The following is a 20,283-nucleotide window of genomic DNA, read 5'->3' as shown; positions in this document are numbered from 1 at the left end:
GACCGAGCGGCGGGCATGGAAGCCGGTTCATTGCTGCCAGCGGCTGCGATACGAACGCGGCAAACGGCCATCGCGGCCCGGCCGACGGTAACTTAGCGCTTGTATCCGACCGCGCACCAGTAAGGGACTGTCTCGGAAAACGACACCCGCTCAAATCCGGCATCGGTCAGCATGGTCGCGATCTCGATCTTCGAGAAGCGCTTTTCAAGGGCGGTACAGAACCTGTCGTATGCGTCGGTGCGCATCGTGTAGAAGCTCAAATTCTTATACGCTTCGAGCGGAATCAGCGACGTCGGCAAGCCAATCCGCTGAACGACGGCCGCGAAACGCGCAAACGGCCAGTAGACGGTGACAGCGATGATCTGGCTTGCCAGCATCCGGAGCGCCGTCGGCAGTCGTGAGATCATCAGGCGTCCAGCATTCGAGACTTGCCAGATCAGGCGAAACCACCACGGCCGGTTGTCCAGACTGTAATAGAGGTAGATCAGGAACGGAGCGCCGCTCTTCAGTTTCGATGCGACGGATTGAATGGCCGACGTGGTATCCGGCACATGATGCAGCACGCCCAGCGAGAACGCGAAATCAAGCGAGGCGTTTTCAATCGGGATATCGCCGACGCTCGCGTGGTGAAACGACACATTCTCGGCGCCCGCAAGATTTCGTTTGGCGACCTCAAGCGCTTCCGCGCTGGCATCGAGCAGATGCAAGGATCCGACGCGCGGCGCCACCATCATCGACCATCGGCCACTGCCACAGCCGACGTCGATCCCGACAGCGTCATCGGGCAAGCGCTCCCACGGGAAGATATGGAAATAGTCGTCGAACAGCTTCTGGCGCTCGGACGCGCTCAGCTCTTGCTCGCTCTGGCTGAAGCTGGACCATTCCCGTCCAAAGCCCGCAGCGACCGCTGTGTCGACGTTTTTCATGTCATCCCTTTTCCGGGCCACCTCTAGCAAAGTCCCCCACGAATTTCCATTGCTGTGAACCGGATTCCGATTTCCCGTCGCCGCATTTACGCCAGCCGCGCGACGTGACAGGCTGGACGCAGTTCCAAAAAGAGCCGACAGGAGAACCGCCGGATGGCCTACGAGCAGATCAAATACGAAGTTCAGGACAATATCCTCACCATCACGCTGAACCGGCCGGACAAGCTCAACGCCTTCACGCACATCATGATGGCGGAACTGATCGACGCCTTCGACAAGGCGGATGCCGACGACGATGTGCGCGCGATCATCGTCACCGGCGCGGGCCGCGCCTTCTGCGCCGGCGCCGATCTCTCCGCCGGCGGCGCGACCTTCGACCGCGCGGCGCGCCCCGACCGCAAGACCGCGCCGCTGCGCCCGAATGGCGAAGTGGAATGGAGCGACGATGCGGTGCGTGACGGCGGCGGGCGCGTGACGCTGCGCATCTTCAAAAGCCTCAAGCCGGTAATCGGCGCGATCAACGGCGCAGCCGTCGGCATCGGCGTCACCATGCAGTTGCCGATGGATATCCGCATCGCCTCGGTGAACGCGCGCTTCGGCTTCGTGTTCGCACGGCGCGGCATCGTGCCGGAAGCGGCGTCAAGCTGGTTCCTGCCGCGCCTCGTCGGCATTTCGCAGGCGCTGGAGTGGACCTATTCCGGCCGGGTGTTTCCGGCGCAGGAAGCACTCGAAGGCCGTTTGGTCAGCAAGGTGGTCCCGGCTGACGAACTGCTGCCGACAGCGCGCGCCATCGCCCGCGAAATCGTGGAGAACACCGCGCCGGTGTCGATCGCGCTGATCCGCCAGATGATGTGGCGGATGTTGGGGGCCGACGATCCGATGGAGGCGCACAAAGTCGACAGTCGCGGCATCTATTCGCGCGGCCAATCGGCCGACGTCAAGGAAGGCGTGATGTCGTTCCTCGAAAAGCGCCCGGCGAAATTCACCCAGACGGTGTCGAAGGACATGCCGTCCTATTTCCCGTGGTGGACCGAGCGGGAATATAAGTAGCGGTACAAGAACTTCGTCATCCTGAGGTAGTCATCCCTTCCCCTTGTGGGGAGGGATAAGCGTTACCGCGTCTCCAGCACCATGCGGCCGATCGCCTTGCGCTCGATCAGCAGCCGCATCGCGGGCGCGAACTCCGCGAGCGGCAGGCGGTGCGAAATGTTGGGACTGATCCTGCCCTCGACGGCCAGCGCATCAAGGGCCTTCATGCGCGCAACACCGAGCGCGGGATTTTTCCGCACCGCTTCGCCGGCCCGCACCCCGAGCACGCTCGCGCCCTTGATCAGAACCAGATTTGTGCGCGCCAACCCAATGCCGCCGGTGAAGCCGACCACCAGCACGCGCGCGCCCCACGCCATGCAGCGCAGGCTCTGCTCGAAAATCTCGCCGCCGACCGGATCGAAAATCACGTCGGCGCCCTGCCCGCCCGTGATGCGCTTGACGGCATCGCGAAACGGCTCGCTTGCATAGAGAATCACATGATCCGCGCCGCGCTGTTTCGCGACCGCGAGCTTCTCTTCGCTCGATGCCGCCGCGATCACGGTCGCGCCCAACACCTTGCCGAGTTCGACGGCGGCAAGCCCGACACCGCCGCCCGCGCCATGCACCAGCAGCGTCTCACCTGCGCGGAGGCGCGCGCGATCCACCAGTGCGTGATAAGCGGTGCCATGCGCGGCGAGAAACGCAGCGCCCTGCGCGTAATCGAAATTTTCCGGCAACGGCGACAACTGGTCCGGCATCACCACCATCTCGTCGGTGTAGCAGCCGTGCCGCGCCTTCACGATCACGCGGTCGCCAATCGACACACCATCTGCGCCGGACACTTCAATCACCTCCCCCGCCGCCTCCATGCCCGGCGTGAACGGCAGCGGCGGCTTGAGCTGGTATTCGCCGGCGACCATCAGGATATCGGGGAAATTGATTCCGGCGGCACGGATTGCCACGCGCACCTGCCCGGCCGCCAGCGGCGCTGACGATACCGTTTCAAGCGTCAGGCTTTCCGGCGGACCGAGTTCGCGGCAGATCACGGCGCGGGGCATGGTTCGATTTCCTGGCAGACTTGCGCTCGCTTCGCTCACGACCCTCGGGTCAAGCCCGAGGGCGGGCTCTCTCCCCGTAAACGGGGAGAGGTGAAAGCATCACGACCACGCCTTGCCGTCCTTCTTCCGAATGATTGCCGCGCGCAGCAGCGGCAGGCGATCGTTGCCGAAGTACATATCGGTCTTTTCGAAATAGATTGTCGGCGAGCCGAAGGCGCCGCGCCGGATCGCCTCGTCTGTATTCGACTTGAGTCGATCCTTGGTTGCCTGTTCGCCGATGCCGGCGAAAAACGCTGCAGGGTCGATCCCGACCCGCTCGCAGATTTTGGTCAGCACTGCCTCCTGCGACACGTCCTGATCGTCGCCCCAATAGGCCTCGAACACGGCGGTGGCGAACGGCACCAGTTTGTCCGGCGCCTGCTCCTGTACCCAGCAGCAGCCGCGCATCGACTTCACCGCATTCACCGGAAACACCGTCGGCGGCATCTTGATCTTCAGTCCCGCGACGCGCGCCCAGTCGGCAAGGTCCTTCAGCATGTAGGCCTGTTTCGCGGGCACCGGCTTGGCCCGGGTCTCATACATCGTCGGGTTGACGGTGTTGAAAATGCCGCCGACCAGGATCGGCCGCCACGTGATGTCCTCGCCAAGCTCGGTCGCCAGCGGCTGGATGTTGTGGAACGCGAGATAGGTCCACGGGCTGGAGCAGTCGAAGAAGAACTCAATCATCAGCGTTGTCCCTTTTGAATGGCGGCTGCGGTCTGGCCAAACATGTTGCGCCGTTCCTCTTCTGTAAACGGCTCCTTCACGAACTTGCCGACCGCAAGCCCCTTCTGCACCTCCGGCCGCGCGCGCACCGTCGCGTACCAGCGCTTGATGTTCGAATAGTCGTCGAGGGTAAAGCCCTGCGCCTTGTGGGTCATGGTCCACGGAAAGCAGGCGATGTCGGCGATGGTATAGTCGTCACCGGCAACATAGGCGCCGGTTTTGCCGAGCTGGATGTCGAGCACGCCGTAAAGCCGCGCTGCCTCGGCGCGATAACGATCGATGGCATAGGGAATTTTCTCCGCCGCATAGAGCGCGAAGTGGCCGTGCTGGCCGAGCATCGGCCCGAGCCCACCCATCTGCCACATCAGCCATTGAATCACCTTGAAGCGCCCGCGCGTGTCGGACGGTAAAAAGCGCCCGGTCTTTTCCGCGAGATAGATCAGGATCGCGCCGGTCTCGAACATCGCGATCGGCTCGCCGCCGTCCTTGGGCGCCTGATCGACGATCGCCGGAATCCGGTTGTTCGGGCTGATCGCGAGGAATTCCGGCCTGAATTGCTCGCCGGTGCGGATGTTCACGGGGTGGACGGTGTAAGGCAGCCCCAGTTCCTCGAGCATGATGGAAATCTTCCATCCGTTCGGGGTCGGCGCGTAATGCAGATCGATCATGAATTCATCCGCTCGAATATGACGGGGTCTGACGGCGGCGCGATCCTAACCGCGGCTTCCGGCACATTCCATCCTTGACGGATCATTTCGACGCGCGCAGTCCAAGGCTTGGTGTCCCGGGCGACGCAGCGTGTAACGCTGCTTTGCGGGCCCGGGACCATGACGAACTCTGGAGTATGGAACGGCCCCGTTCATAAACCCGATTATCTTGTATGCCACCGCTCCGCTGTGGCACATACTCCGGCAAAATCAAAAAACACCAGGAGAGGACACGCCCATGCTGTTTCCCACCACCAATGCCGGATCGTTGCCGAAGCCCTCATGGCTCGCGGAGCCCAACACGCTGTGGGCGCCGTGGAAGCTCGAAGGCGCGGAGCTTAAAAGCGCCAAGCGCGACGCAACGCTGCTGGCGGTGAAAGTCCAGGAAGACGCCGGCATCGATATCGTTACCGATGGCGAGCAGGCGCGGCAGCATTTCGTCCACGGCTTTCTCGAGCGCATCGATGGTATCGACTTCGCCCACAAGGTCGAAATGGGCATCCGCAACGATCGCTACAAGGCGATGGTGCCGCAGGTGGTCGCGCCGCTTAAACTGAAAGGCCGCGTCCACGCCGACGAGGCCCGCGCCGCGCGCGCCCACACCACGCGCAAGCTGAAATTCACCATGCCCGGCCCGATGACCATCATCGACACCATTGCGGACTCGCACTACGGCGACCGGGTGAAGATGGCATTCGCCTTCGCCGACCTCCTCAACGAGGAAGCGCGCGCCCTGCAGGCCGATGGCGTCGACCTGATCCAGTTCGACGAGCCTGCCTTCAACGTCTACATGGACGAGGTCAATGAATGGGGCATCGAGGCGCTGACCCGCGCCGCCAAGGGACTGACCTGCACCACCGCCGTTCACATCTGCTACGGCTACGGCATCAAGGCCAATATCGACTGGAAGGGATCACTGGGCGCCGAATGGCGGCAATACGAAAAGATCTTCCCGGCGATCGACAACAGCCTGATCCAGCAGGTCGCCATCGAGTGCCGCAACTCGCATGTGCCGCTGGATATTCTCGGCCTGCTCAAGAACACCGCCGTGCAGGCCGGCGTGATCGACGTCGCCAGCGACACCATCGAGACGCCGGAAGATGTGGTGAAGACCATTGAAGCGGTAATGAAGTTCGTGCCGAAGGACAAGATCATCGCCACCACCAATTGCGGCATGGCGCCGATGCGCCGCGATATCGCCGAAGCCAAGCTGCAGGCGCTCGGCGCCGGCGCGAAACTGGCACGGGAGAGGCTTGCGTAAAGCCAGTCAGGGACCGGAGACCGCCACCGTCGTTGACGAAAGACCCAACGGCTACGCCGGACTTTGAGCATGACTGGATTCGCATCTTTCAAACACATCGTCATCGCCGCCGCCGTGACGGCGATGACCGGTGCGGCATTGCACGCGGAAGAACCGCGCGGGACGCGCCCCTCCTCCGTCACCAAGCCGTTGTCGGAGGTGCCGAACAGCGCAGCATTCACCGCGCGCATCTGGGCGCCGCAGATCGACGACGGCTACGTGCCGCAGGGCCTGTCCTTTGCGGACGGGCATCTCTTGCTGTCGGCGTATCGCAGCACCGATCCGAAACAGGGTCGCGGCCCATGCCGGCTGTTCGTCATCGCGCCCGACACCGGCGCGGTGAACGATCACGTCGATCTGCCGGAGAGTTGCGGCCAGGCCGGCGGCATCGCGGTGCTGGCGGATGGCCGCATTGTCGTCGCCGATACCCATGCGATTTATGAGATCAAGGACCGCAAGGTGACCGCGACCGTCCAGCTGAAAGGCAAGCTGCGCGGCTCGTTCGCCGATGCGGATGGCAACGCGCTGTGGATCGGCTCCTACGACAAAAGCGGCGGCGCGTTGTGGCAACTGCCATCCGATGTGTTCAGCCGATCCGACATCGACGAGAGCGGCGCCACGAAGACGCTGACGATCCCTGCCCGCGTGCAGGGATTGCTGTTCGACGGCAAGGGCAACGGCTGGATGACGATTTCCGGCTCGCACGACGGCGCATTGCTCAAATTCGATCCCGCCGACGGCCATGTCATCGCGACCTATCCGATGCCCGCCGGCATCGAGGACCTTGCGATGGATTCGAAAGGCTTGATCTGGGCCGTGTCGGAAGCCGGCTCGCTCCGCTGGTCGGACTGGGCAACCACCTATCCGGTGCTGTTCGCCATCGATCCGGCGAAGCTGCGGTAGATGCGCGAACCACGGCCCGACGACGAGACTCAAATTGTCATGCGCGGATATAGCCGTCCGAAGAACGGCGTCGCTTCGCTCGCCCAGGATCCGCGCATCCATCCATTTCCGAAAGGTGGATTGCCGGGTCAAGCCCGGCAATGACGGACCCGTCTTTCTTTGGGAAACATTCGCCTTCGGACTGATCGCGCGTGGGCGAGAAACTACGCCGCGCCATCCCGGATCGGCGGCTGGAACGACAGGCCGGTATCCCACGGAAAGAAGATCCAGGTGTCCTGCGACACCTCAGTGATAAACGTATCAACCAGCGGCTTGCCCATCGGCTTGGCATAGACTGCCGCGATGTGCGCCTGCGGCACCAGTTCGCGCACGATGCGCGCGGTCTTGCCGGTGTCCACGAGATCCTCGATCACCAGCAAGCCTTTTCCGGTGCCGCGCCCAAGTTTCGCAACAGCATCGGAGACACCTTTCAGCACGGTCGGCTCGCCCTGCGCGGTGTGATTGTAGCTCGACACGCAGATCGTATCGATGACGCGGATGCCGATCTCACGCGCGACGATCGCCGCCGGCACGAGGCCACCGCGCGTCACCGCCACCAGCGCCTCGAACGGCCCAGCACCATTGAGCCGCCACGCCAGCGCACGCGCATCGCGGTGGAATTGATCCCACGAGACCGGAAACGGCTTTTTCGCATTCTCGTCCGCCATCGCGCCTGCTCCGCTCATCGCGCGACGTTGAGACCGGCGAGCATCGCCTTGACCTCGTCCATCGCGGCTTGCAGCCTGGCTTCGTCGCGCGAACGGACCACGACGTTGGTGTTCGGCTTGCCGTTCTCGTCGAGGAATGGATAGCTGCCGATGCTGGTGTCCGGGTGCGCCTCCTGAATGGCGCGCAGCGGGCCGCCGATATCGCCCTCGCGGGCGTTGGCGCGCACCGAATCGGACAGCATCCGCACGCCGGATTTCAACCGCGGCGTGATGATGTCCATCATCGCCTGCATGATCGACGGCACGCCGGCCATCACGATCACATTGTCGATCTTGAATCCCGGCGCGAGGATGGTCGCGCTTTCGATCAGCTCCGCGCCATCGGGAATCCGGGCCATCCGCAGCCGCGCCTCGTTGGCGTCGGCGCCGAACCGCTCCCTGAAGCGCGCGACCACGTCCGGGTGATGATGGATGCCGACCCGGAACGCCTTCGCCACGCTGTCGGCGGTGATGTCGTCATGGGTCGGCCCGATGCCGCCGGTGGTGAAGACATACGTATAGCGATTGCGCAGCGCGTCGAGCGCTTCGATGATCGCGCCCTCGTCGTCGGCCACCACCCGCACTTCCTTCAGGTCGATGCCGATATTGGTCAGGTACTCGGCGATGAAGCCGATGTTCTTGTCCTTGGTCCGCCCGGACAGGATTTCGTCGCCGATCACCAGAATGCCGGCCGTGACGATCTCGCTCATTGTTCTTGTCTCCCACCCTTTCGGGAACCGTTGCACGTTCGGCGCATTGAAGTCACGGGGCGCCTGCCAAATCAACAAGCACTTGTCCGCCTGTTTTCCAGGCAATGCATCGCCCGCGGCTGCGAAATGCCACCTGACAAGGCATATCGCGACGGCGCAAGCCTTGCTAGCATCCCTTGGTACGGCATTTGCTCAGATCGTCTGGGAAGCACCAGGGGACTTATGGCAGTTGCGTTCGACGAGATGAATGGACCGGGCGGGCATTTGCGCCCGGCCTATGAAGAACTGGCGCGGTGGTTGAAGGAAACCCCGCCCGATGCACTCGACTATCGCCGCAAGGAAGCCGAGCTGCTGTTTCGGCGGATCGGCATCACCTTCGCGGTCTACGGCGAGGCCGAATCCACTGAACGCCTGATCCCGTTCGATGTCATCCCCCGCATCCTGTCCGGCCGCGAATGGACCAAGCTCGAGCAGGGACTGCGGCAGCGCGTCCGCGCGCTCAACATGTTCCTGCGCGACATCTATCACGATCGCGACATTCTGCGCGCGAAACTCATTCCCAGCGACCTGATTTTCCAGAACCCGGTGTTTCGCCCGGAGATGAACGGCCAGAACGTGCCGTACGACGTTTATGTCCACATCGCCGGCATCGACGTCGTCCGCGTCAATCCGGATGAATTTTTCGTGCTGGAGGACAATGCGCGCACGCCGTCCGGCGTCTCCTACATGCTGGAAAACCGCGAAATCATGATGCGGCTGTTTCCGGACCTGTTCTCGCGCCATCGCGTCGCGCCGGTCGAGAAATATCCCGACGAGCTGTTGTCCGCGCTGCGCTCGGTAGCGCCGGTCACCGCCAAGACCGAGCCGACCGTCGCACTGCTGACGCCCGGCATCTACAATTCCGCCTATTACGAACACTCGTTTCTCGCCGACAAGCTCGGCGTCGAGCTGGTCGAGGGCCGCGACCTGATCGTGCGCAACAACGAAGTGCTGATGCGCACCACCGAAGGGCTCAAGCGCGTCGACGTGATCTATCGCCGCGTCGACGACGATTTCATCGATCCCCTCACCTTCCGTCCGGATTCAGCACTCGGCGTACCGGGCCTGATGTCGGCCTATGCCGCCGGCAACGTCACGCTTGCGAATGCCGTCGGCACCGGCATCGCCGACGACAAGGCGATCTACAGCTACATGCCGGAGATCGTGAAATTCTATCTCGGCGAAGACCCGATCCTGAAGAACGTGCCGACCTGGCGCTGCCGCGAACCGGACCACCTCTCTTATGTGCTCGACAACCTGCACGACCTCGTCGTCAAGGAAGTCCACGGCTCGGGCGGCTACGGCATGCTGATCGGCCCGGCCGCAACGAAGGACGCGATCGAGACCTTCCGCGCCCGGCTGACGGAGGATCCGGAAGGCTTCATCGCCCAGCCGACGCTGGCGTTGTCGACCTGCCCCACCTGCACCGCGGCGGGCCTCGCGCCGCGCCACGTCGACCTGCGTCCATTCGTGCTGACCGGGCGCGATCGCGTCACCGTGGTGCCGGGCGGCCTCACCCGCGTCGCGCTCAAGGAAGGATCGCTGGTGGTCAATTCAAGCCAGGGCGGCGGCACCAAGGACACCTGGATTCTCGACGACGAACCCGACGCGCAGAGCGACCTGTTTTCCGTGCCGGCGCGAGCGAGCTAGCCATGCTGTCGCGCACCGCCGAAAACCTGTTCTGGCTCGCACGCTACGTCGAGCGCGCGGAATATCTCGCCCGCACGATGGAAGCGACGCTGCGCGCCACCTCGCTGCCCGATGCCTATGCCGGCAAGACCAACGAGTGGGAATCGGCCCTGCTCACCGCCGGGATCGGCGATGCATTCTACGAGGTGCATCAGGAGGCCAACGAGCGCACCGTGGTCGATTACCTGTCGTTCTCGCGCGACAATCCGTCATCGATCCGCAACTGCATCGAGAATGCGCGGCTCAATTCGCGCTCGGTCCGCACCGCGCTGACCGGCGAGATGTGGGACACCATCAACAGCGCGTGGATCGAGCTGCAGCAGATCTGGCAATGCGGCGTGCGAACCCGCGAGGAACTGGCGAACTTCCTGCGCTTCGTGCAGGAAATTTCGTTGCGCTTCGACGGTTCGGCCTACCGCACCATGCTGCGCAACGATGCCTACTGGTTTTCGCGGCTCGGACTGCATCTGGAGCGCGCCGACAACACCGCGCGCATTCTCGACGTGAAGTACCACATGCTGCTGCCGGAGAAGGAGCATGTCGGCGGCCCGCTCGATTATTATCAATGGACCTCGATCCTGCGCTCGGTGTCGGCGCTGACTGCCTATCACTGGGTCTATCGCGAGACGCTGAAGCCGTGGCTGATCGCCGATCTGCTGATCCTGAATGAAACGCTGCCGCGCTCGCTGGCAAGCTGCTACGGCAACCTCGTTCGCAACCTCGACCAGATCGGCGTCGCCTACGGCCGCCAGGGCGCGGCGCAGCGCCACGCGCGCGGCGTGCGGAACCGGCTCGGCCATAGCAACATGAACGACATTTTCCAGCGCGGCGTTCACGAGTTCATTCAGGAATTCCTCGCAGACAACAGCCGGCTCGGTGAGATCATCTCCAAGCAATATCTTTTGTGAGCGCACCATGCGACTACAGATTCGCCACTCCACCACCTACCGTTACGACCCGCCGGCGGCGAGCGTGATCCAGGTGCTGCGCCTGACGCCCGGCAACCATGACGGCCAGTATGTCGCCGACTGGCAGATCGACGTCTCGACCGACACGCGGCTCGATGTCCATGAGGATGCGTTCGGCAACATCACCCACGTGCTGACCGACGGCCCGGTATCGGACCTCACCATTAGCGTCGAGGGCCGGATCGAAACCCAGGACACCGGCGGCGTGCTGCGCGGCACCGACGAGCGCTTTCCGCCCGAGCTGTTCCTGCGCGCGACGCCGCTGACCCTGACCGATTCCGCAATGGCACAATTCGCGGATGAGGTGCGCGCGGAGTCAGGGCCTCCTGCGCTGGACTATCTCCACACCCTGTTGCGCAGGCTTCATGCCGGCATGACGTTCGACCCCGACCCGACCCACACCGGGACCTCGGCCTCGGAAGCTTTCGTGCTCAAGCGCGGCGTGTGTCAGGACTATGCGCACATCTTCATTGCCTGCGCACGCAACGCCGGCATCCCCGCGCGTTTCGTATCGGGGCACTTTTTGCGCGCCGACGGTATCGTTCATCAGGACGCCGGCCACGCCTGGGTCGAGGCCTTCGTCGAAAACCTCGGATGGATCGGATTCGATCCCGCCAACGGCATTTCCACCACCGACGCCCACGCCCGCGTCGCCATCGGGCTGGACTATCTGGGCGCCGCGCCGGTGCGCGGCACCCGCTACGGCGGCGGGCCGGAAATCATGTCGGTGGCGGTCACGGTCGATCAGGCCGGACGCCAGAGCCAGAGCTGACCTCGCCCGAGAGTTTCGCCTGCTGTGCATGCGGAACAGGCCAACCCCGTCCACGGTTGCCTGCCTCCACTTCGCCGCGTAGAAAAGCGCAAGCTGGAGAGCCGGAATGACCTATTGCTGCGGAATTCTTGTCAAGGAAGGCCTCGTCATGATGGCCGACACCCGCACCAATGCGGGCCTCGACAACATTTCCACCTTCCGCAAGCTGCATGTCTTCAACAAACCGGGCGAACGCATTCTGGCGATCGCCTCCGCCGGCAATCTTGCGATCAGCCAGTCGGTGATCTCGACCTTGACCGAAGGTGTCGAGGACCCGGAGACGGGCGAACTCCAGACCCTGATGAATGCGCCGACGATGTTTCAGGCAGCGCAGCGCATCGGACGCGCGATCCGCGACGTGCACCGTCTCGAAGGCAATGCGCTGAAGGCCGAGGACATCAGCTTCGACGTCTCCTTCCTGTTCGGCGGGCAGATCAAGGGCGGGCGGATGCGCCTGTTCATGATCTATCCGGCAGGCAACTTCATCGAATGCACCATCGACACGCCGTATCTGCAGATCGGCGAGCACAAATACGGCAAGCCGGTGCTCGACCGTGCGATCCACTACGATGTCGATCTCTACGAGGCGCTGAAAGTCGGACTGGTGTCGATGGACTCCACCCTGCGGTCCAATCTCGGCGTCGGCCTGCCGATCGATATTCTCGTGGTGCGCCCCGATGTCTGCGATGCCGAACTGAACTATCGCATCGAGGAAGGCGACACGTATTTCCACGACCTGCGCACGCGCTGGTCGACAGCGTTGCGCGCCGCGCACCAGAGCATTCCCCGCCCGCCCTACGGCCAGCCGCGCTGATTGCATCGGCCCGACCTCCCGTCGTATCTTGTCGTACAACCGCATCAAGCGGCGCCGGGCAATGACGCCTGGCGGCGGACAGCGATCTCCACCCAGCGTCGCGCCACACAAGAACAAAGGGAAGAAACATGGCTGATCTCAAAGTCGCACTCGTCACCGGCGCGGGCTCGGGAATCGGGCGGGCGTGCTCGCTGGCGCTGATGAAGGCGGGCTTCACGCTGGTGCTGACCGGGCGGCGCAAGGAAAACCTCGAAGACACCGCCAAGGCCGGCAAGGATTTCGGCAAGAGCCTCGTAGTGCCGTCCGACATGACCGATCCCGACTCGATCGCGGCGCTGTTCGCGAAGATCAAGAGCGACCTCGGCCGCCTCGACGTGCTGTTCAACAATGCCGGCATCGGCGCGCCGGCGATCCCGCTGGAAGATCTCAGCCTCGCGCAATGGCAGGCGGTGGTGGACACCAACCTCACCGCGCCGTTCCTGTGCACCCAGCACGCCTTCCGCATCATGAAGGACCAGAAGCCGCGCGGCGGCCGCATCATCAACAACGGTTCGATCTCGGCCTACGCGCCGCGTCCGCTGTCGTCGCCCTACACCGCCACCAAGCACGCCATCACTGGCCTGACCCGTGCGACATCGCTCGACGGCCGCGCCTATGACATCGCCTGCGGCCAGATAGACGTCGGTAACGCCGCCACCGAAATGACCGAGCGCATGACCGCCGGCGTCAAGCAGCCGCGCGGCGACATGATGATCGAACCGCGGATGGACGTGCAGAACGTCGCCGACGCACTGGTGTTCATGGCGACGCGCCCGCTCGACGCCAATGCGATGTTCGTCAACATCATGGCGACCCAGATGCCGTTCGTCGGGCGGGGGTGACGTTTTGTGTTAGCCGCGAATAAGGACCATCTCGATTTCTAAAAGGGATATTTCATGATTTCTCCGGAATTCGAATTATCGACTCCATACATACCATCCACCACTCTACGCATTCGTGGTGTCAGCGGAGTTCCTCTCGATCAAATTCAAACTCTTTTTGGGGCAGTCCTGACCGCCTACAACTCGGTTCTTCTATTTGACTCGATCACTTGGCAGGTTGCAGCAATGGCACATGAGTTCGAAAGATTCTCCCCGGAATTTCGCTATCGCTCACCTCGATTACTTCGAAGACAATTCTTAAGTAAAATTGGCTTCTACTATCGACAGTCTCAAACTGAATATTTCAGCCCGAACGAGATGGTGCCGGCCGAAAGCCAGCTAGTCCTTAGAGGAGCTACGTTTAACTCTCCGGGTTTTTGGGAGTTCTTCGGAAAATTAAACCCGCTTGAGGTATTACGACTTTATCTAAACGACCGACACGAACGGCGGAAGGATAAGAGTTATCGCGAAGGTCACGAGAACGAAAAGCTTAGACTCGAAAATGAGCTGCGGAAAAATGAGATATTTAGTGGCAAACTCCGCATTTTAAGAGAGATGGGGGTTACAGAAGAAGAATTATCGGCACTGAAAAATCGTCTTCTTCACAAACCTCTGGATGCACTCGGCTCGATCCAAGACCGGGAACCAATCAGCACCGCCGAATTTGTTTCTCAAGATCGACAAGAATAATGCGTCCATGCGGACAAAGCCGTCTCGTCAACTCCGTCAGCGGTTCAATTCCGCTGACGCCAGTTCAGCGACGCGCAGATCGACCTCGGCAGGATCGCTATCGTCAAAGTACCAGGCCGCGGACAGTCCGGTCCACGCCAGAATCCACCGCAGCATCCGCGTCCGGTCGATCTTCGCGACATCTGTCACAATCTCCAGCCGCTGTGCGAACCGCTCCGGAATAGTCGCGACCGGCCATTGCGGATGGTCGAGGTCCGGATTCGTGAAGATGTTCGCATAGTCGAACGCTCGTTCTCCGATCAGATGCTTGGGATCGATCGCGAGCCATCCGCGCGCGCCGAAATCCAGCACATTGTTGTGGTGCAGATCGCCGTGAAGAACGCAGACATCGCGCGGCTGCGCCAGCAGCCTTCGCGCCGCTTCGGCGGATTGCGCCAGAATGCCGCCGTACTTTGCAGCAGCGGGTTCGAGATCGCGAAACCAGTGTGCCAGCGGCAACAGATTTGGCGGCGGGTCTGAACGGCGACCATGCAGCCGCGCGGCAACGGTGCAGAGAATCGCGCAAGCTTCGTCATCGCGTCCGGTCCGGGACATTACCGCGAGCGACGCTGGTCCCTCGGCACGTTCCAGCAAAATCGCAGCATCGTCGCGGGCCAGCACACGGGCGGCGCCGTCGCCGTTCCACCACTGCATCACCGAGCCACCGACCCGCTCGTCCTCGTGGTCGGCAATCTTCAGCATTGCCGCCGCGCCGTGCTGCCGGACCGGCAGCAGGCGCGCCGCACGGGTCACGATGGGAGCACCATCGGGGATCAGATCCCAGGCGGACAGATATTCATCGAACATCACTGAGGTCTACGCTATCGACTGCCGGTTCGCACCATCCTGCGGCAATCGCACATGCCGCGTTCTAAGCCACCAGTTCGACGGTCTTGAACTCCGCAGGAAGGATGATTTCGAGCAATTCGCAGTTGTCCGAATAATCGAGGATCAGGTGCCTGATGCGCGGCGGCTGTGTCCAGCAGCTGCGTTCGCGCATCATGACCTCGCCCTGCCCTTCGAGGTAGACCTTCACCCATCCCTTGAGCACGAACACCATCTGGAATTCGATGTCGTGGAAGTGGAGTTTTGAAACCTCCTTCGGGTCGCACGGCCCGATCAGGCGGATGACATGGGCCTGGGCGAGGCCGCGGGTCGCATCGGCAATCCCGAGATCGCGATAATGCGCGTAAGCGCGCAGTCCCGGCGCGAAATCTTCCTCGCGGTGATGGCTCACGGCGACACGTTGCTTGCGACGGACGGGCCGCTTCGCCGACGCAGCCGGCCGCGGCGATACCGACGCGCGGGCTTTTGTTTTGCCGGATGCACGGGATGAGGGTTTCGCAGCCGCGGCTGTCTTGCGTGGCGGTGATTTTTTCAGCGCGCCCGGCTTCGCGGCCGCGCGTGATTTGGCTTTGGCTTTGGCCATGACCGACCTCCCTGCGTTGGTCTGCATCGCATCGCGCGCAGCACAGTGAGGTTAGCCATTGCCCGGCGGCGCGACAATGCAATCGCGAGGCGCGCCCAACCGCTCAATGCAGCCGGAACATCCCGTCCACCGCTTTCAGTTCGGCGGGCTTGATCAGCTTCGAGTGCGCGACCGTGACGGAAAACAACGGGCCCTCGAGCTTGTCCTGCCAGAAGGCGAGAAAATCCTTCAGCGCCGGAAAGTTCGGAAACACGTCGTAGTTCTGCCAGACGTAGGATTGCAGCAGCCAGCGGTGATCGGGGCGGCGGTAAAGGATCTCCGCCGTCGTCAGCCCATAGCCCGCGAGTTGCTTGAGAAAATCCGGCGAGACCTGTCCCCCTGGGGACGCCGGGTACTGTGAAGCCATCTGCCAATCTCCATGTCTGGAGCGCATCCGGCCGCACGAAACTCGGTTCTCACTCAGCACACGTCCGAATCCGCTTCGTGGGACAACGCGCTCAGATGAAATTTGACGCCGTACAAGCCTCGATCTCAAGCCTAAAGATTAAATAAAGTGTTAACAATCAAGGCACTAGCAGCGCCCTTGCGAGTCTGCTGACAGCCATCGCGGCTAACCCCACGCAGTTAACGATGCTTAACGAAAGCGCAGCGGCCGCTGGCAATCGTCATTCTGGAGTGCCAAAAATTCTGCTACAGCCCCTTGCCGGACAGCCGGCTCCGGACTATGTCCCCAGCAGTTGCGATAGCACTCGCTCTCCGCGACTGCCAAAACTTAAACCCAAGTATTATCAATATCCTAGGAGGACTGCATGAAATTCCGTCCGCTTCACGACCGCGTCGTGGTCAAGCGTATCGACGCCGAAGAGAAGTCCGCAGGCGGCATCATCATTCCGGACAGCGCGAAGGAAAAGCCGTCGCAGGGCGAGATCCTGTCGGTGGGTCCGGGCGGCCGCGACGAGGCCGGCAAGCTGATCCCGATCGATCTCAAGGTCGGCGACGTCGTCCTGTTCGGCAAATGGTCGGGCACCGAGGTGAAGATCGACGGTCAGGACGTCCTGATCATGAAGGAAAGCGACATCATGGGCGTCATCACCGGACTGCCCGCTGCCAAGAAGAAGGCCGCCTGACGCGATCGTCATCCTGAGGTGCCCGAGCACGCGAGGGCCTCGAAGGATGACAGCAACGATCAACCCGTCCTCCTTCGAGGCTCGCCAAACGGCTCGCTCCTCAGGATGACGGGATAACCTCAACCGAAGGAAACAATACATGTCAGCTAAAGAAGTGAAATTCGGCGTAGACGCGCGCGACAAGATGCTGCGCGGCGTCGACATCCTCGCCAACGCCGTCAAGGTGACGCTCGGCCCGAAGGGCCGCAACGTCGTCCTCGACAAGTCGTTCGGCGCACCCCGCATCACCAAGGACGGCGTCACCGTCGCCAAGGACATCGAGCTTGAGGACAAGTTCGAGAACATGGGCGCGCAGATGGTCAAGGAAGTGGCCTCCAAGTCGGCGGACCTCGCCGGCGACGGCACCACCACCGCCACCGTGCTCGCCCAGGCGATCGTGAAGGAAGGCGCGAAGTCCGTTGCCGCCGGCATGAACCCGATGGACCTGAAGCGCGGCATCGACCTCGCGGTCGAAGCCGTGGTCGCGGATCTCGTCAAGAACTCCAAGAAGGTCACCTCGAACGACGAGATCGCCCAGGTCGGCACCATCTCGGCGAACGGCGACAAGGAAATCGGCGACTTCCTCGCCAAGGCGATGGCCAAGGTCGGCAACGAAGGCGTCATCACCGTTGAGGAAGCGAAGTCCCTCGACACCGAACTCGACGTCGTCGAAGGCATGCAGTTCGACCGCGGCTATATCTCGCCGTACTTCGTCACCAACGCGGAAAAGATGCGCGTTGAATTCGACGACGCCTACATCCTGATCAACGAGAAGAAACTCTCGTCGCTCAACGAGCTGCTGCCGCTGCTCGAAGCCGTGGTGCAGACCGGCAAGCCGCTGGTCATCGTCGCGGAAGACGTCGAAGGCGAAGCTCTCGCCACCCTCGTCGTCAACCGTCTGCGTGGCGGTTTGAAGGTCGCGGCCGTCAAGGCTCCGGGCTTCGGCGACCGCCGCAAGGCCATGCTGCAGGACATCGCGATCCTGACCGGCGGCCAGGCGATCTCGGAAGACCTCGGCATCAAGCTCGAGAACGTGACGCTCAACATGCTCGGCCGCGCCAAGAAGGTGATGATCGACAAGGAGAACACCACGATCGTCAACGGCGCCGGCAAGAAGGCCGACATCGAGGCGCGCGTGCAGCAGATCAAGGCGCAGATCGAAGAGACCACTTCGGACTACGACCGCGAGAAGCTGCAGGAGCGTCTGGCGAAGCTCGCGGGCGGCGTCGCGGTGATCCGCGTCGGCGGCGCGACCGAAGTCGAGGTGAAGGAGCGCAAGGATCGCGTTGATGACGCGATGCACGCGACCCGCGCCGCTGTGGAAGAAGGCATCGTGCCGGGCGGCGGCGTCGCCCTGCTCCGCGCCTCCGAGCAGCTCAAGCGCATCAAGACCCAGAACGACGACCAGAAGACCGGCGTCGAGATCGTCCGCAAGGCGCTCTCCGCTCCGGCCCGCCAGATCGCCATCAACGCCGGCGAAGACGGCTCGGTCATCGTCGGCAAGATCCTGGAGAAGGAGCAGTATGCTTACGGCTTCGACTCGCAGTCGGGCGAATATGGCAACCTCGTCTCCAAGGGCATCATCGACCCGACCAAGGTCGTGCGTGCGGCGATCCAGAACGCGGCGTCGGTTGCTTCGCTCCTGATTACCACCGAAGCGATGATCGCCGAACTGCCCAAGAAGGGCGGCGCTGGCGGCGGCGGAATGCCTCCGGGCGGCGGCATGGGCGGCATGGATTTCTAAATCCTATCCGACTACCGCAACAAACAAAGAAGCCCGGGAGAAATCCCGGGCTTTTTCTTTTTGGGTGCTGCAAATGATTCCAAAAAGGAAAACCCTGGGCGGATGCGCTGGGATTTTATTTGATAGCTTCATCCATCCTATTGCGAATGAATCAAACCACTGCTCTAATTTGCAGATGAATATCGTATCACCTTACGATCCTAGAATTTTGAAAAAAGCAGGCATCGAAAAAAGCCTGCGAGTATTTCTATGTGGTCCTGGGTATGAAAGTTCGCGATATGGATTTCGCGAGAATCTCCGAAATTTTTATGGAATCGTTTCCAAACACACAAACAATACTGGGTGAAGAGCTTGATCCCAAAAAGCACGGATTAAAGCGAAGCGATTTGCAAACCGCCGAACTCGCATTTGCTCAGAAGGCCGACTTTACAATATTACTACTTGAATCACCTGGAGCTATTGCAGAGCTCGCTACTTTCAGCATGATGGAAAATATCCGCCCTCGGCTGTTCGTTATGGTGCCAGACCGATTTTACAATTCAGAGAGCTATATTGCCCGCGGACCACTAAGCGTTCTCGCAAAAGCGCACCTAAATAACGTCATTTACTTTGACGAAAAAAGGCAAGAGGAAGCTATACACGCGCTTCAGATGCCTATCGCTCTGTTTAAATATGCAAAATTGACAGATTCATTTTTCGCAATGTTCACAGCGAACAGCGCAGACCGTCCGGCGGAATATCTACGTGCCCTTGCAAAAGCAAAGCTTCGCTTCTTGGAGTTTTCGGTGCTGGTGGGAATAAATATGTTGGAAACTCCAACCTTTCCTATGATCGTGGGACTCACAAGATTGAACCCTCAAGACACAAACGAAACAATTGGAAGATTAATTCGCAAAGAAGCAATTCAACGAGAGGGAAACATCTGGAGAGCCACGAAGGGATTTTTTGACCCCCTCATGGCAGAAGCTAATTCAACTTATTTGAGCGTATTAAAAGCAAATTTTCTGGCAGCAGCTTGACTGAGCCGGTTGCAGCAAAATTACGCTGCAACCGCTCTTAGTAATCCCTCATACGGGCCACGACGATTCGTCGTGGGCAAGGATAGAACGTAGAAACCCGGCCGTAGTTCCGGCCTAAAGCTCAGACTCTCGCTTTCGGCCGGAACAATCGTCCTTCGAACTGATAAGTCAGTAAGAGCGAATAGCTGTGGCTGCAAATGATCTAAATACGTTAAGTGCGTTTCTGGGATTTGCGCCACAGCATATTTTTTATTTGGTTGAACTAGCCGACAAGATGTATTTTGAGTTTGAGATCGCAAAAGCAACCGGCGGGAAACGGAAAATATCAGCTCCACGTTCGGAGCTAAAAGGGGTTCAACGCGCAATTCTTGGAAAGATACTTGAGCCAATTCCTGTGGATCAAGCTTGCTTTGCTTATGTCAAAGATAAAGGGGTTGTGGGCGCCGCATCGCAACTGAGCGGACATAAAGCTCTACTAAGATTAGATATCAAAGATTTTTTCCCATCCATAAGCCAATTTCGAGTTCATAGATTTTTTGAGTCCATCGGCTACAATAGCAAGGTTGCATACATTCTCTCACGACTTTGCACCTTGAACGGAGCCTTGTGCCAAGGAGCTCCAACTAGCCCCTGTCTGAGCAACTTGATTTTCAGAAAGACCGATAGGCAGATGCACTCGTTGGCAAAATCATTCAAACTTTCCTATGTCAGATACTCGGACGACATTTTTCTTTTCGCTAACACAAATTTTAATCACACTCGCGTACGCTAAATCGCCGCTAGTATTTTGACGGAAAATGGATTTCAGATT

General features: G+C 60.9%; 22 protein-coding genes. 13 read left to right on the top strand and 9 right to left on the bottom strand.

Features of this window, described 5'->3' with window-relative positions:
• Positions 1 to 92 precede the first annotated feature (92 nt).
• Positions 93 to 926 (bottom strand): class I SAM-dependent methyltransferase, encoded by an 834-nt coding sequence (locus ASC80_RS03780; protein WP_082512392.1) that lies wholly within the window; start codon positions 924 to 926, stop codon positions 93 to 95.
• A 153-nt stretch (positions 927 to 1,079) separates the two neighbouring features.
• Between ASC80_RS03780 and ASC80_RS03775 the strand changes: the two genes are divergently transcribed.
• A complete protein-coding gene (locus ASC80_RS03775; protein WP_056292958.1) occupies positions 1,080 to 1,976 on the top strand; it encodes a crotonase/enoyl-CoA hydratase family protein in 897 nt (298 codons plus the stop codon).
• A 62-nt stretch (positions 1,977 to 2,038) separates the two neighbouring features.
• Here the strand turns inward: ASC80_RS03775 and ASC80_RS03770 are convergent, their stop codons facing one another.
• The 3 genes from ASC80_RS03770 to ASC80_RS03760 form a co-directional block, all read right to left on the bottom strand.
• Positions 2,039 to 3,013: an NADPH:quinone oxidoreductase family protein gene (locus ASC80_RS03770; RefSeq protein WP_056292957.1), complete on the bottom strand. Its 975-nt coding sequence runs from the start codon at positions 3,011 to 3,013 to the stop codon at positions 2,039 to 2,041.
• A 99-nt stretch (positions 3,014 to 3,112) separates the two neighbouring features.
• A complete protein-coding gene (locus ASC80_RS03765; RefSeq protein WP_056292956.1) occupies positions 3,113 to 3,739 on the bottom strand; it encodes a 2-hydroxychromene-2-carboxylate isomerase in 627 nt (208 codons plus the stop codon).
• A complete protein-coding gene (locus ASC80_RS03760) occupies positions 3,739 to 4,446 on the bottom strand; it encodes a glutathione S-transferase N-terminal domain-containing protein (RefSeq protein WP_056292955.1) in 708 nt (235 codons plus the stop codon). The genes ASC80_RS03765 and ASC80_RS03760 overlap by 1 nt, the downstream gene beginning before the upstream one ends.
• 277 nt (positions 4,447 to 4,723) lie before the next feature.
• Here ASC80_RS03760 and ASC80_RS03755 point away from each other — a divergent pair, with 277 nt between their 5' ends.
• Positions 4,724 to 5,746, top strand: a complete 1,023-nt coding sequence (locus tag ASC80_RS03755; RefSeq protein WP_056292953.1) for a methionine synthase — start codon at positions 4,724 to 4,726, stop codon at positions 5,744 to 5,746.
• Positions 5,747 to 5,815: 69 nt separating this feature from the next.
• Complete coding sequence (locus tag ASC80_RS03750) at positions 5,816 to 6,688, top strand: NHL repeat-containing protein (RefSeq protein ID WP_056292951.1); 873 nt, start codon at positions 5,816 to 5,818, stop codon at positions 6,686 to 6,688.
• Between the two features lie 203 nt (positions 6,689 to 6,891).
• Here the strand turns inward: ASC80_RS03750 and gpt are convergent, their stop codons facing one another.
• A complete protein-coding gene (gene gpt / locus ASC80_RS03745) occupies positions 6,892 to 7,395 on the bottom strand; it encodes a xanthine phosphoribosyltransferase (protein WP_056295536.1) in 504 nt (167 codons plus the stop codon).
• 14 nt (positions 7,396 to 7,409) lie between these two features.
• Positions 7,410 to 8,144, bottom strand: a complete 735-nt coding sequence (locus ASC80_RS03740) for a competence/damage-inducible protein A (protein WP_056292950.1) — start codon at positions 8,142 to 8,144, stop codon at positions 7,410 to 7,412.
• A gap of 222 nt (positions 8,145 to 8,366) precedes the next feature.
• Between ASC80_RS03740 and ASC80_RS03735 the strand changes: the two genes are divergently transcribed.
• From ASC80_RS03735 to ASC80_RS23525, 6 genes are all read left to right on the top strand, one after another.
• Complete coding sequence (locus ASC80_RS03735; RefSeq protein ID WP_056292949.1) at positions 8,367 to 9,833, top strand: circularly permuted type 2 ATP-grasp protein; 1,467 nt, start codon at positions 8,367 to 8,369, stop codon at positions 9,831 to 9,833.
• 2 nt (positions 9,834 to 9,835) lie between these two features.
• Positions 9,836 to 10,780 carry an alpha-E domain-containing protein gene (locus tag ASC80_RS03730; protein ID WP_056292948.1) on the top strand — a complete coding sequence of 315 codons (945 nt, stop codon included), beginning with the start codon at positions 9,836 to 9,838 and terminating at the stop codon, positions 10,778 to 10,780.
• Between the two features lie 7 nt (positions 10,781 to 10,787).
• Entirely contained in the window at positions 10,788 to 11,612 is an 825-nt protein-coding gene (locus ASC80_RS03725; RefSeq protein WP_056292947.1) for a transglutaminase family protein, read from the top strand.
• Positions 11,613 to 11,718: 106 nt separating this feature from the next.
• Complete coding sequence (locus ASC80_RS03720) at positions 11,719 to 12,465, top strand: proteasome-type protease (RefSeq protein ID WP_056292946.1); 747 nt, start codon at positions 11,719 to 11,721, stop codon at positions 12,463 to 12,465.
• A gap of 128 nt (positions 12,466 to 12,593) precedes the next feature.
• Positions 12,594 to 13,346 (top strand): SDR family oxidoreductase, encoded by a 753-nt coding sequence (locus tag ASC80_RS03715; protein WP_056292945.1) that lies wholly within the window; start codon positions 12,594 to 12,596, stop codon positions 13,344 to 13,346.
• Positions 13,347 to 13,400: 54 nt separating this feature from the next.
• Positions 13,401 to 14,075 carry a hypothetical protein gene (locus ASC80_RS23525; RefSeq protein ID WP_156464249.1) on the top strand — a complete coding sequence of 225 codons (675 nt, stop codon included), beginning with the start codon at positions 13,401 to 13,403 and terminating at the stop codon, positions 14,073 to 14,075.
• 36 nt (positions 14,076 to 14,111) lie between these two features.
• Here the strand turns inward: ASC80_RS23525 and ASC80_RS03705 are convergent, their stop codons facing one another.
• The 3 genes from ASC80_RS03705 to ASC80_RS03695 all read right to left on the bottom strand — a co-directional run bounded on the left by ASC80_RS03705 (position 14,112) and on the right by ASC80_RS03695 (position 15,949).
• Entirely contained in the window at positions 14,112 to 14,921 is an 810-nt protein-coding gene (locus ASC80_RS03705; RefSeq protein ID WP_056295534.1) for an aminoglycoside phosphotransferase family protein, read from the bottom strand.
• Between the two features lie 64 nt (positions 14,922 to 14,985).
• On the bottom strand, positions 14,986 to 15,543 hold the full coding sequence (locus tag ASC80_RS03700; RefSeq protein WP_056292943.1) for a cupin domain-containing protein: 558 nt from the start codon (positions 15,541 to 15,543) through the stop codon (positions 14,986 to 14,988).
• A 103-nt stretch (positions 15,544 to 15,646) separates the two neighbouring features.
• The gene (locus ASC80_RS03695; RefSeq protein ID WP_056292941.1) at positions 15,647 to 15,949 is read right to left on the bottom strand and encodes an usg protein; all 303 of its coding nucleotides are present in this window, start codon (positions 15,947 to 15,949) and stop codon (positions 15,647 to 15,649) included.
• 403 nt (positions 15,950 to 16,352) lie between these two features.
• Here ASC80_RS03695 and ASC80_RS03690 point away from each other — a divergent pair, with 403 nt between their 5' ends.
• From ASC80_RS03690 to ASC80_RS22895, 4 genes are all read left to right on the top strand, one after another.
• Positions 16,353 to 16,670 carry a co-chaperone GroES gene (locus ASC80_RS03690; RefSeq protein ID WP_056292939.1) on the top strand — a complete coding sequence of 106 codons (318 nt, stop codon included), beginning with the start codon at positions 16,353 to 16,355 and terminating at the stop codon, positions 16,668 to 16,670.
• Between the two features lie 139 nt (positions 16,671 to 16,809).
• Positions 16,810 to 18,453: a chaperonin GroEL gene (gene groL / locus ASC80_RS03685; RefSeq protein WP_056292937.1), complete on the top strand. Its 1,644-nt coding sequence runs from the start codon at positions 16,810 to 16,812 to the stop codon at positions 18,451 to 18,453.
• Positions 18,454 to 18,716: 263 nt separating this feature from the next.
• Positions 18,717 to 19,472, top strand: coding sequence for a hypothetical protein (locus ASC80_RS03680; protein ID WP_056292935.1), 756 nt, complete (start codon positions 18,717 to 18,719; stop codon positions 19,470 to 19,472).
• Between the two features lie 187 nt (positions 19,473 to 19,659).
• Complete coding sequence (locus tag ASC80_RS22895) at positions 19,660 to 20,244, top strand: reverse transcriptase domain-containing protein (protein WP_156464248.1); 585 nt, start codon at positions 19,660 to 19,662, stop codon at positions 20,242 to 20,244.
• Positions 20,245 to 20,283: the final 39 nt, after the last annotated feature.

The sequence above is a fragment of the Afipia sp. Root123D2 genome, from assembly GCF_001425835.1.
Taxonomy (GTDB): Bacteria; Pseudomonadota; Alphaproteobacteria; order Rhizobiales; family Xanthobacteraceae; genus Afipia.
This window is presented reverse-complemented; position numbering and strand designations above follow the sequence as displayed.

Excerpts from the sequence above, each read along its gene's own strand:
- ASC80_RS03780 (WP_082512392.1), bottom strand. The coding sequence starts at position 926 with ATGAAAAACGTCGACACAGCGGTCGCTGCGGGCTTTGGACGGGAATGG.
- ASC80_RS03775 (WP_056292958.1), top strand. The coding sequence starts at position 1,080 with ATGGCCTACGAGCAGATCAAATACGAAGTTCAGGACAATATCCTCACC.
- ASC80_RS03770 (WP_056292957.1), bottom strand. The coding sequence starts at position 3,013 with ATGCCCCGCGCCGTGATCTGCCGCGAACTCGGTCCGCCGGAAAGCCTG.
- ASC80_RS03765 (WP_056292956.1), bottom strand. The coding sequence starts at position 3,739 with ATGATTGAGTTCTTCTTCGACTGCTCCAGCCCGTGGACCTATCTCGCG.
- ASC80_RS03760 (WP_056292955.1), bottom strand. The coding sequence starts at position 4,446 with ATGATCGATCTGCATTACGCGCCGACCCCGAACGGATGGAAGATTTCC.
- ASC80_RS03755 (WP_056292953.1), top strand. The coding sequence starts at position 4,724 with ATGCTGTTTCCCACCACCAATGCCGGATCGTTGCCGAAGCCCTCATGG.
- ASC80_RS03750 (WP_056292951.1), top strand. The coding sequence starts at position 5,816 with ATGACTGGATTCGCATCTTTCAAACACATCGTCATCGCCGCCGCCGTG.
- gpt (WP_056295536.1), bottom strand. The coding sequence starts at position 7,395 with ATGGCGGACGAGAATGCGAAAAAGCCGTTTCCGGTCTCGTGGGATCAA.
- ASC80_RS03740 (WP_056292950.1), bottom strand. The coding sequence starts at position 8,144 with ATGAGCGAGATCGTCACGGCCGGCATTCTGGTGATCGGCGACGAAATC.
- ASC80_RS03735 (WP_056292949.1), top strand. The coding sequence starts at position 8,367 with ATGGCAGTTGCGTTCGACGAGATGAATGGACCGGGCGGGCATTTGCGC.
- ASC80_RS03730 (WP_056292948.1), top strand. The coding sequence starts at position 9,836 with ATGCTGTCGCGCACCGCCGAAAACCTGTTCTGGCTCGCACGCTACGTC.
- ASC80_RS03725 (WP_056292947.1), top strand. The coding sequence starts at position 10,788 with ATGCGACTACAGATTCGCCACTCCACCACCTACCGTTACGACCCGCCG.
- ASC80_RS03720 (WP_056292946.1), top strand. The coding sequence starts at position 11,719 with ATGACCTATTGCTGCGGAATTCTTGTCAAGGAAGGCCTCGTCATGATG.
- ASC80_RS03715 (WP_056292945.1), top strand. The coding sequence starts at position 12,594 with ATGGCTGATCTCAAAGTCGCACTCGTCACCGGCGCGGGCTCGGGAATC.
- ASC80_RS23525 (WP_156464249.1), top strand. The coding sequence starts at position 13,401 with ATGATTTCTCCGGAATTCGAATTATCGACTCCATACATACCATCCACC.
- ASC80_RS03705 (WP_056295534.1), bottom strand. The coding sequence starts at position 14,921 with ATGTTCGATGAATATCTGTCCGCCTGGGATCTGATCCCCGATGGTGCT.
- ASC80_RS03700 (WP_056292943.1), bottom strand. The coding sequence starts at position 15,543 with ATGGCCAAAGCCAAAGCCAAATCACGCGCGGCCGCGAAGCCGGGCGCG.
- ASC80_RS03695 (WP_056292941.1), bottom strand. The coding sequence starts at position 15,949 with ATGGCTTCACAGTACCCGGCGTCCCCAGGGGGACAGGTCTCGCCGGAT.
- ASC80_RS03690 (WP_056292939.1), top strand. The coding sequence starts at position 16,353 with ATGAAATTCCGTCCGCTTCACGACCGCGTCGTGGTCAAGCGTATCGAC.
- groL (WP_056292937.1), top strand. The coding sequence starts at position 16,810 with ATGTCAGCTAAAGAAGTGAAATTCGGCGTAGACGCGCGCGACAAGATG.
- ASC80_RS03680 (WP_056292935.1), top strand. The coding sequence starts at position 18,717 with ATGAAAGTTCGCGATATGGATTTCGCGAGAATCTCCGAAATTTTTATG.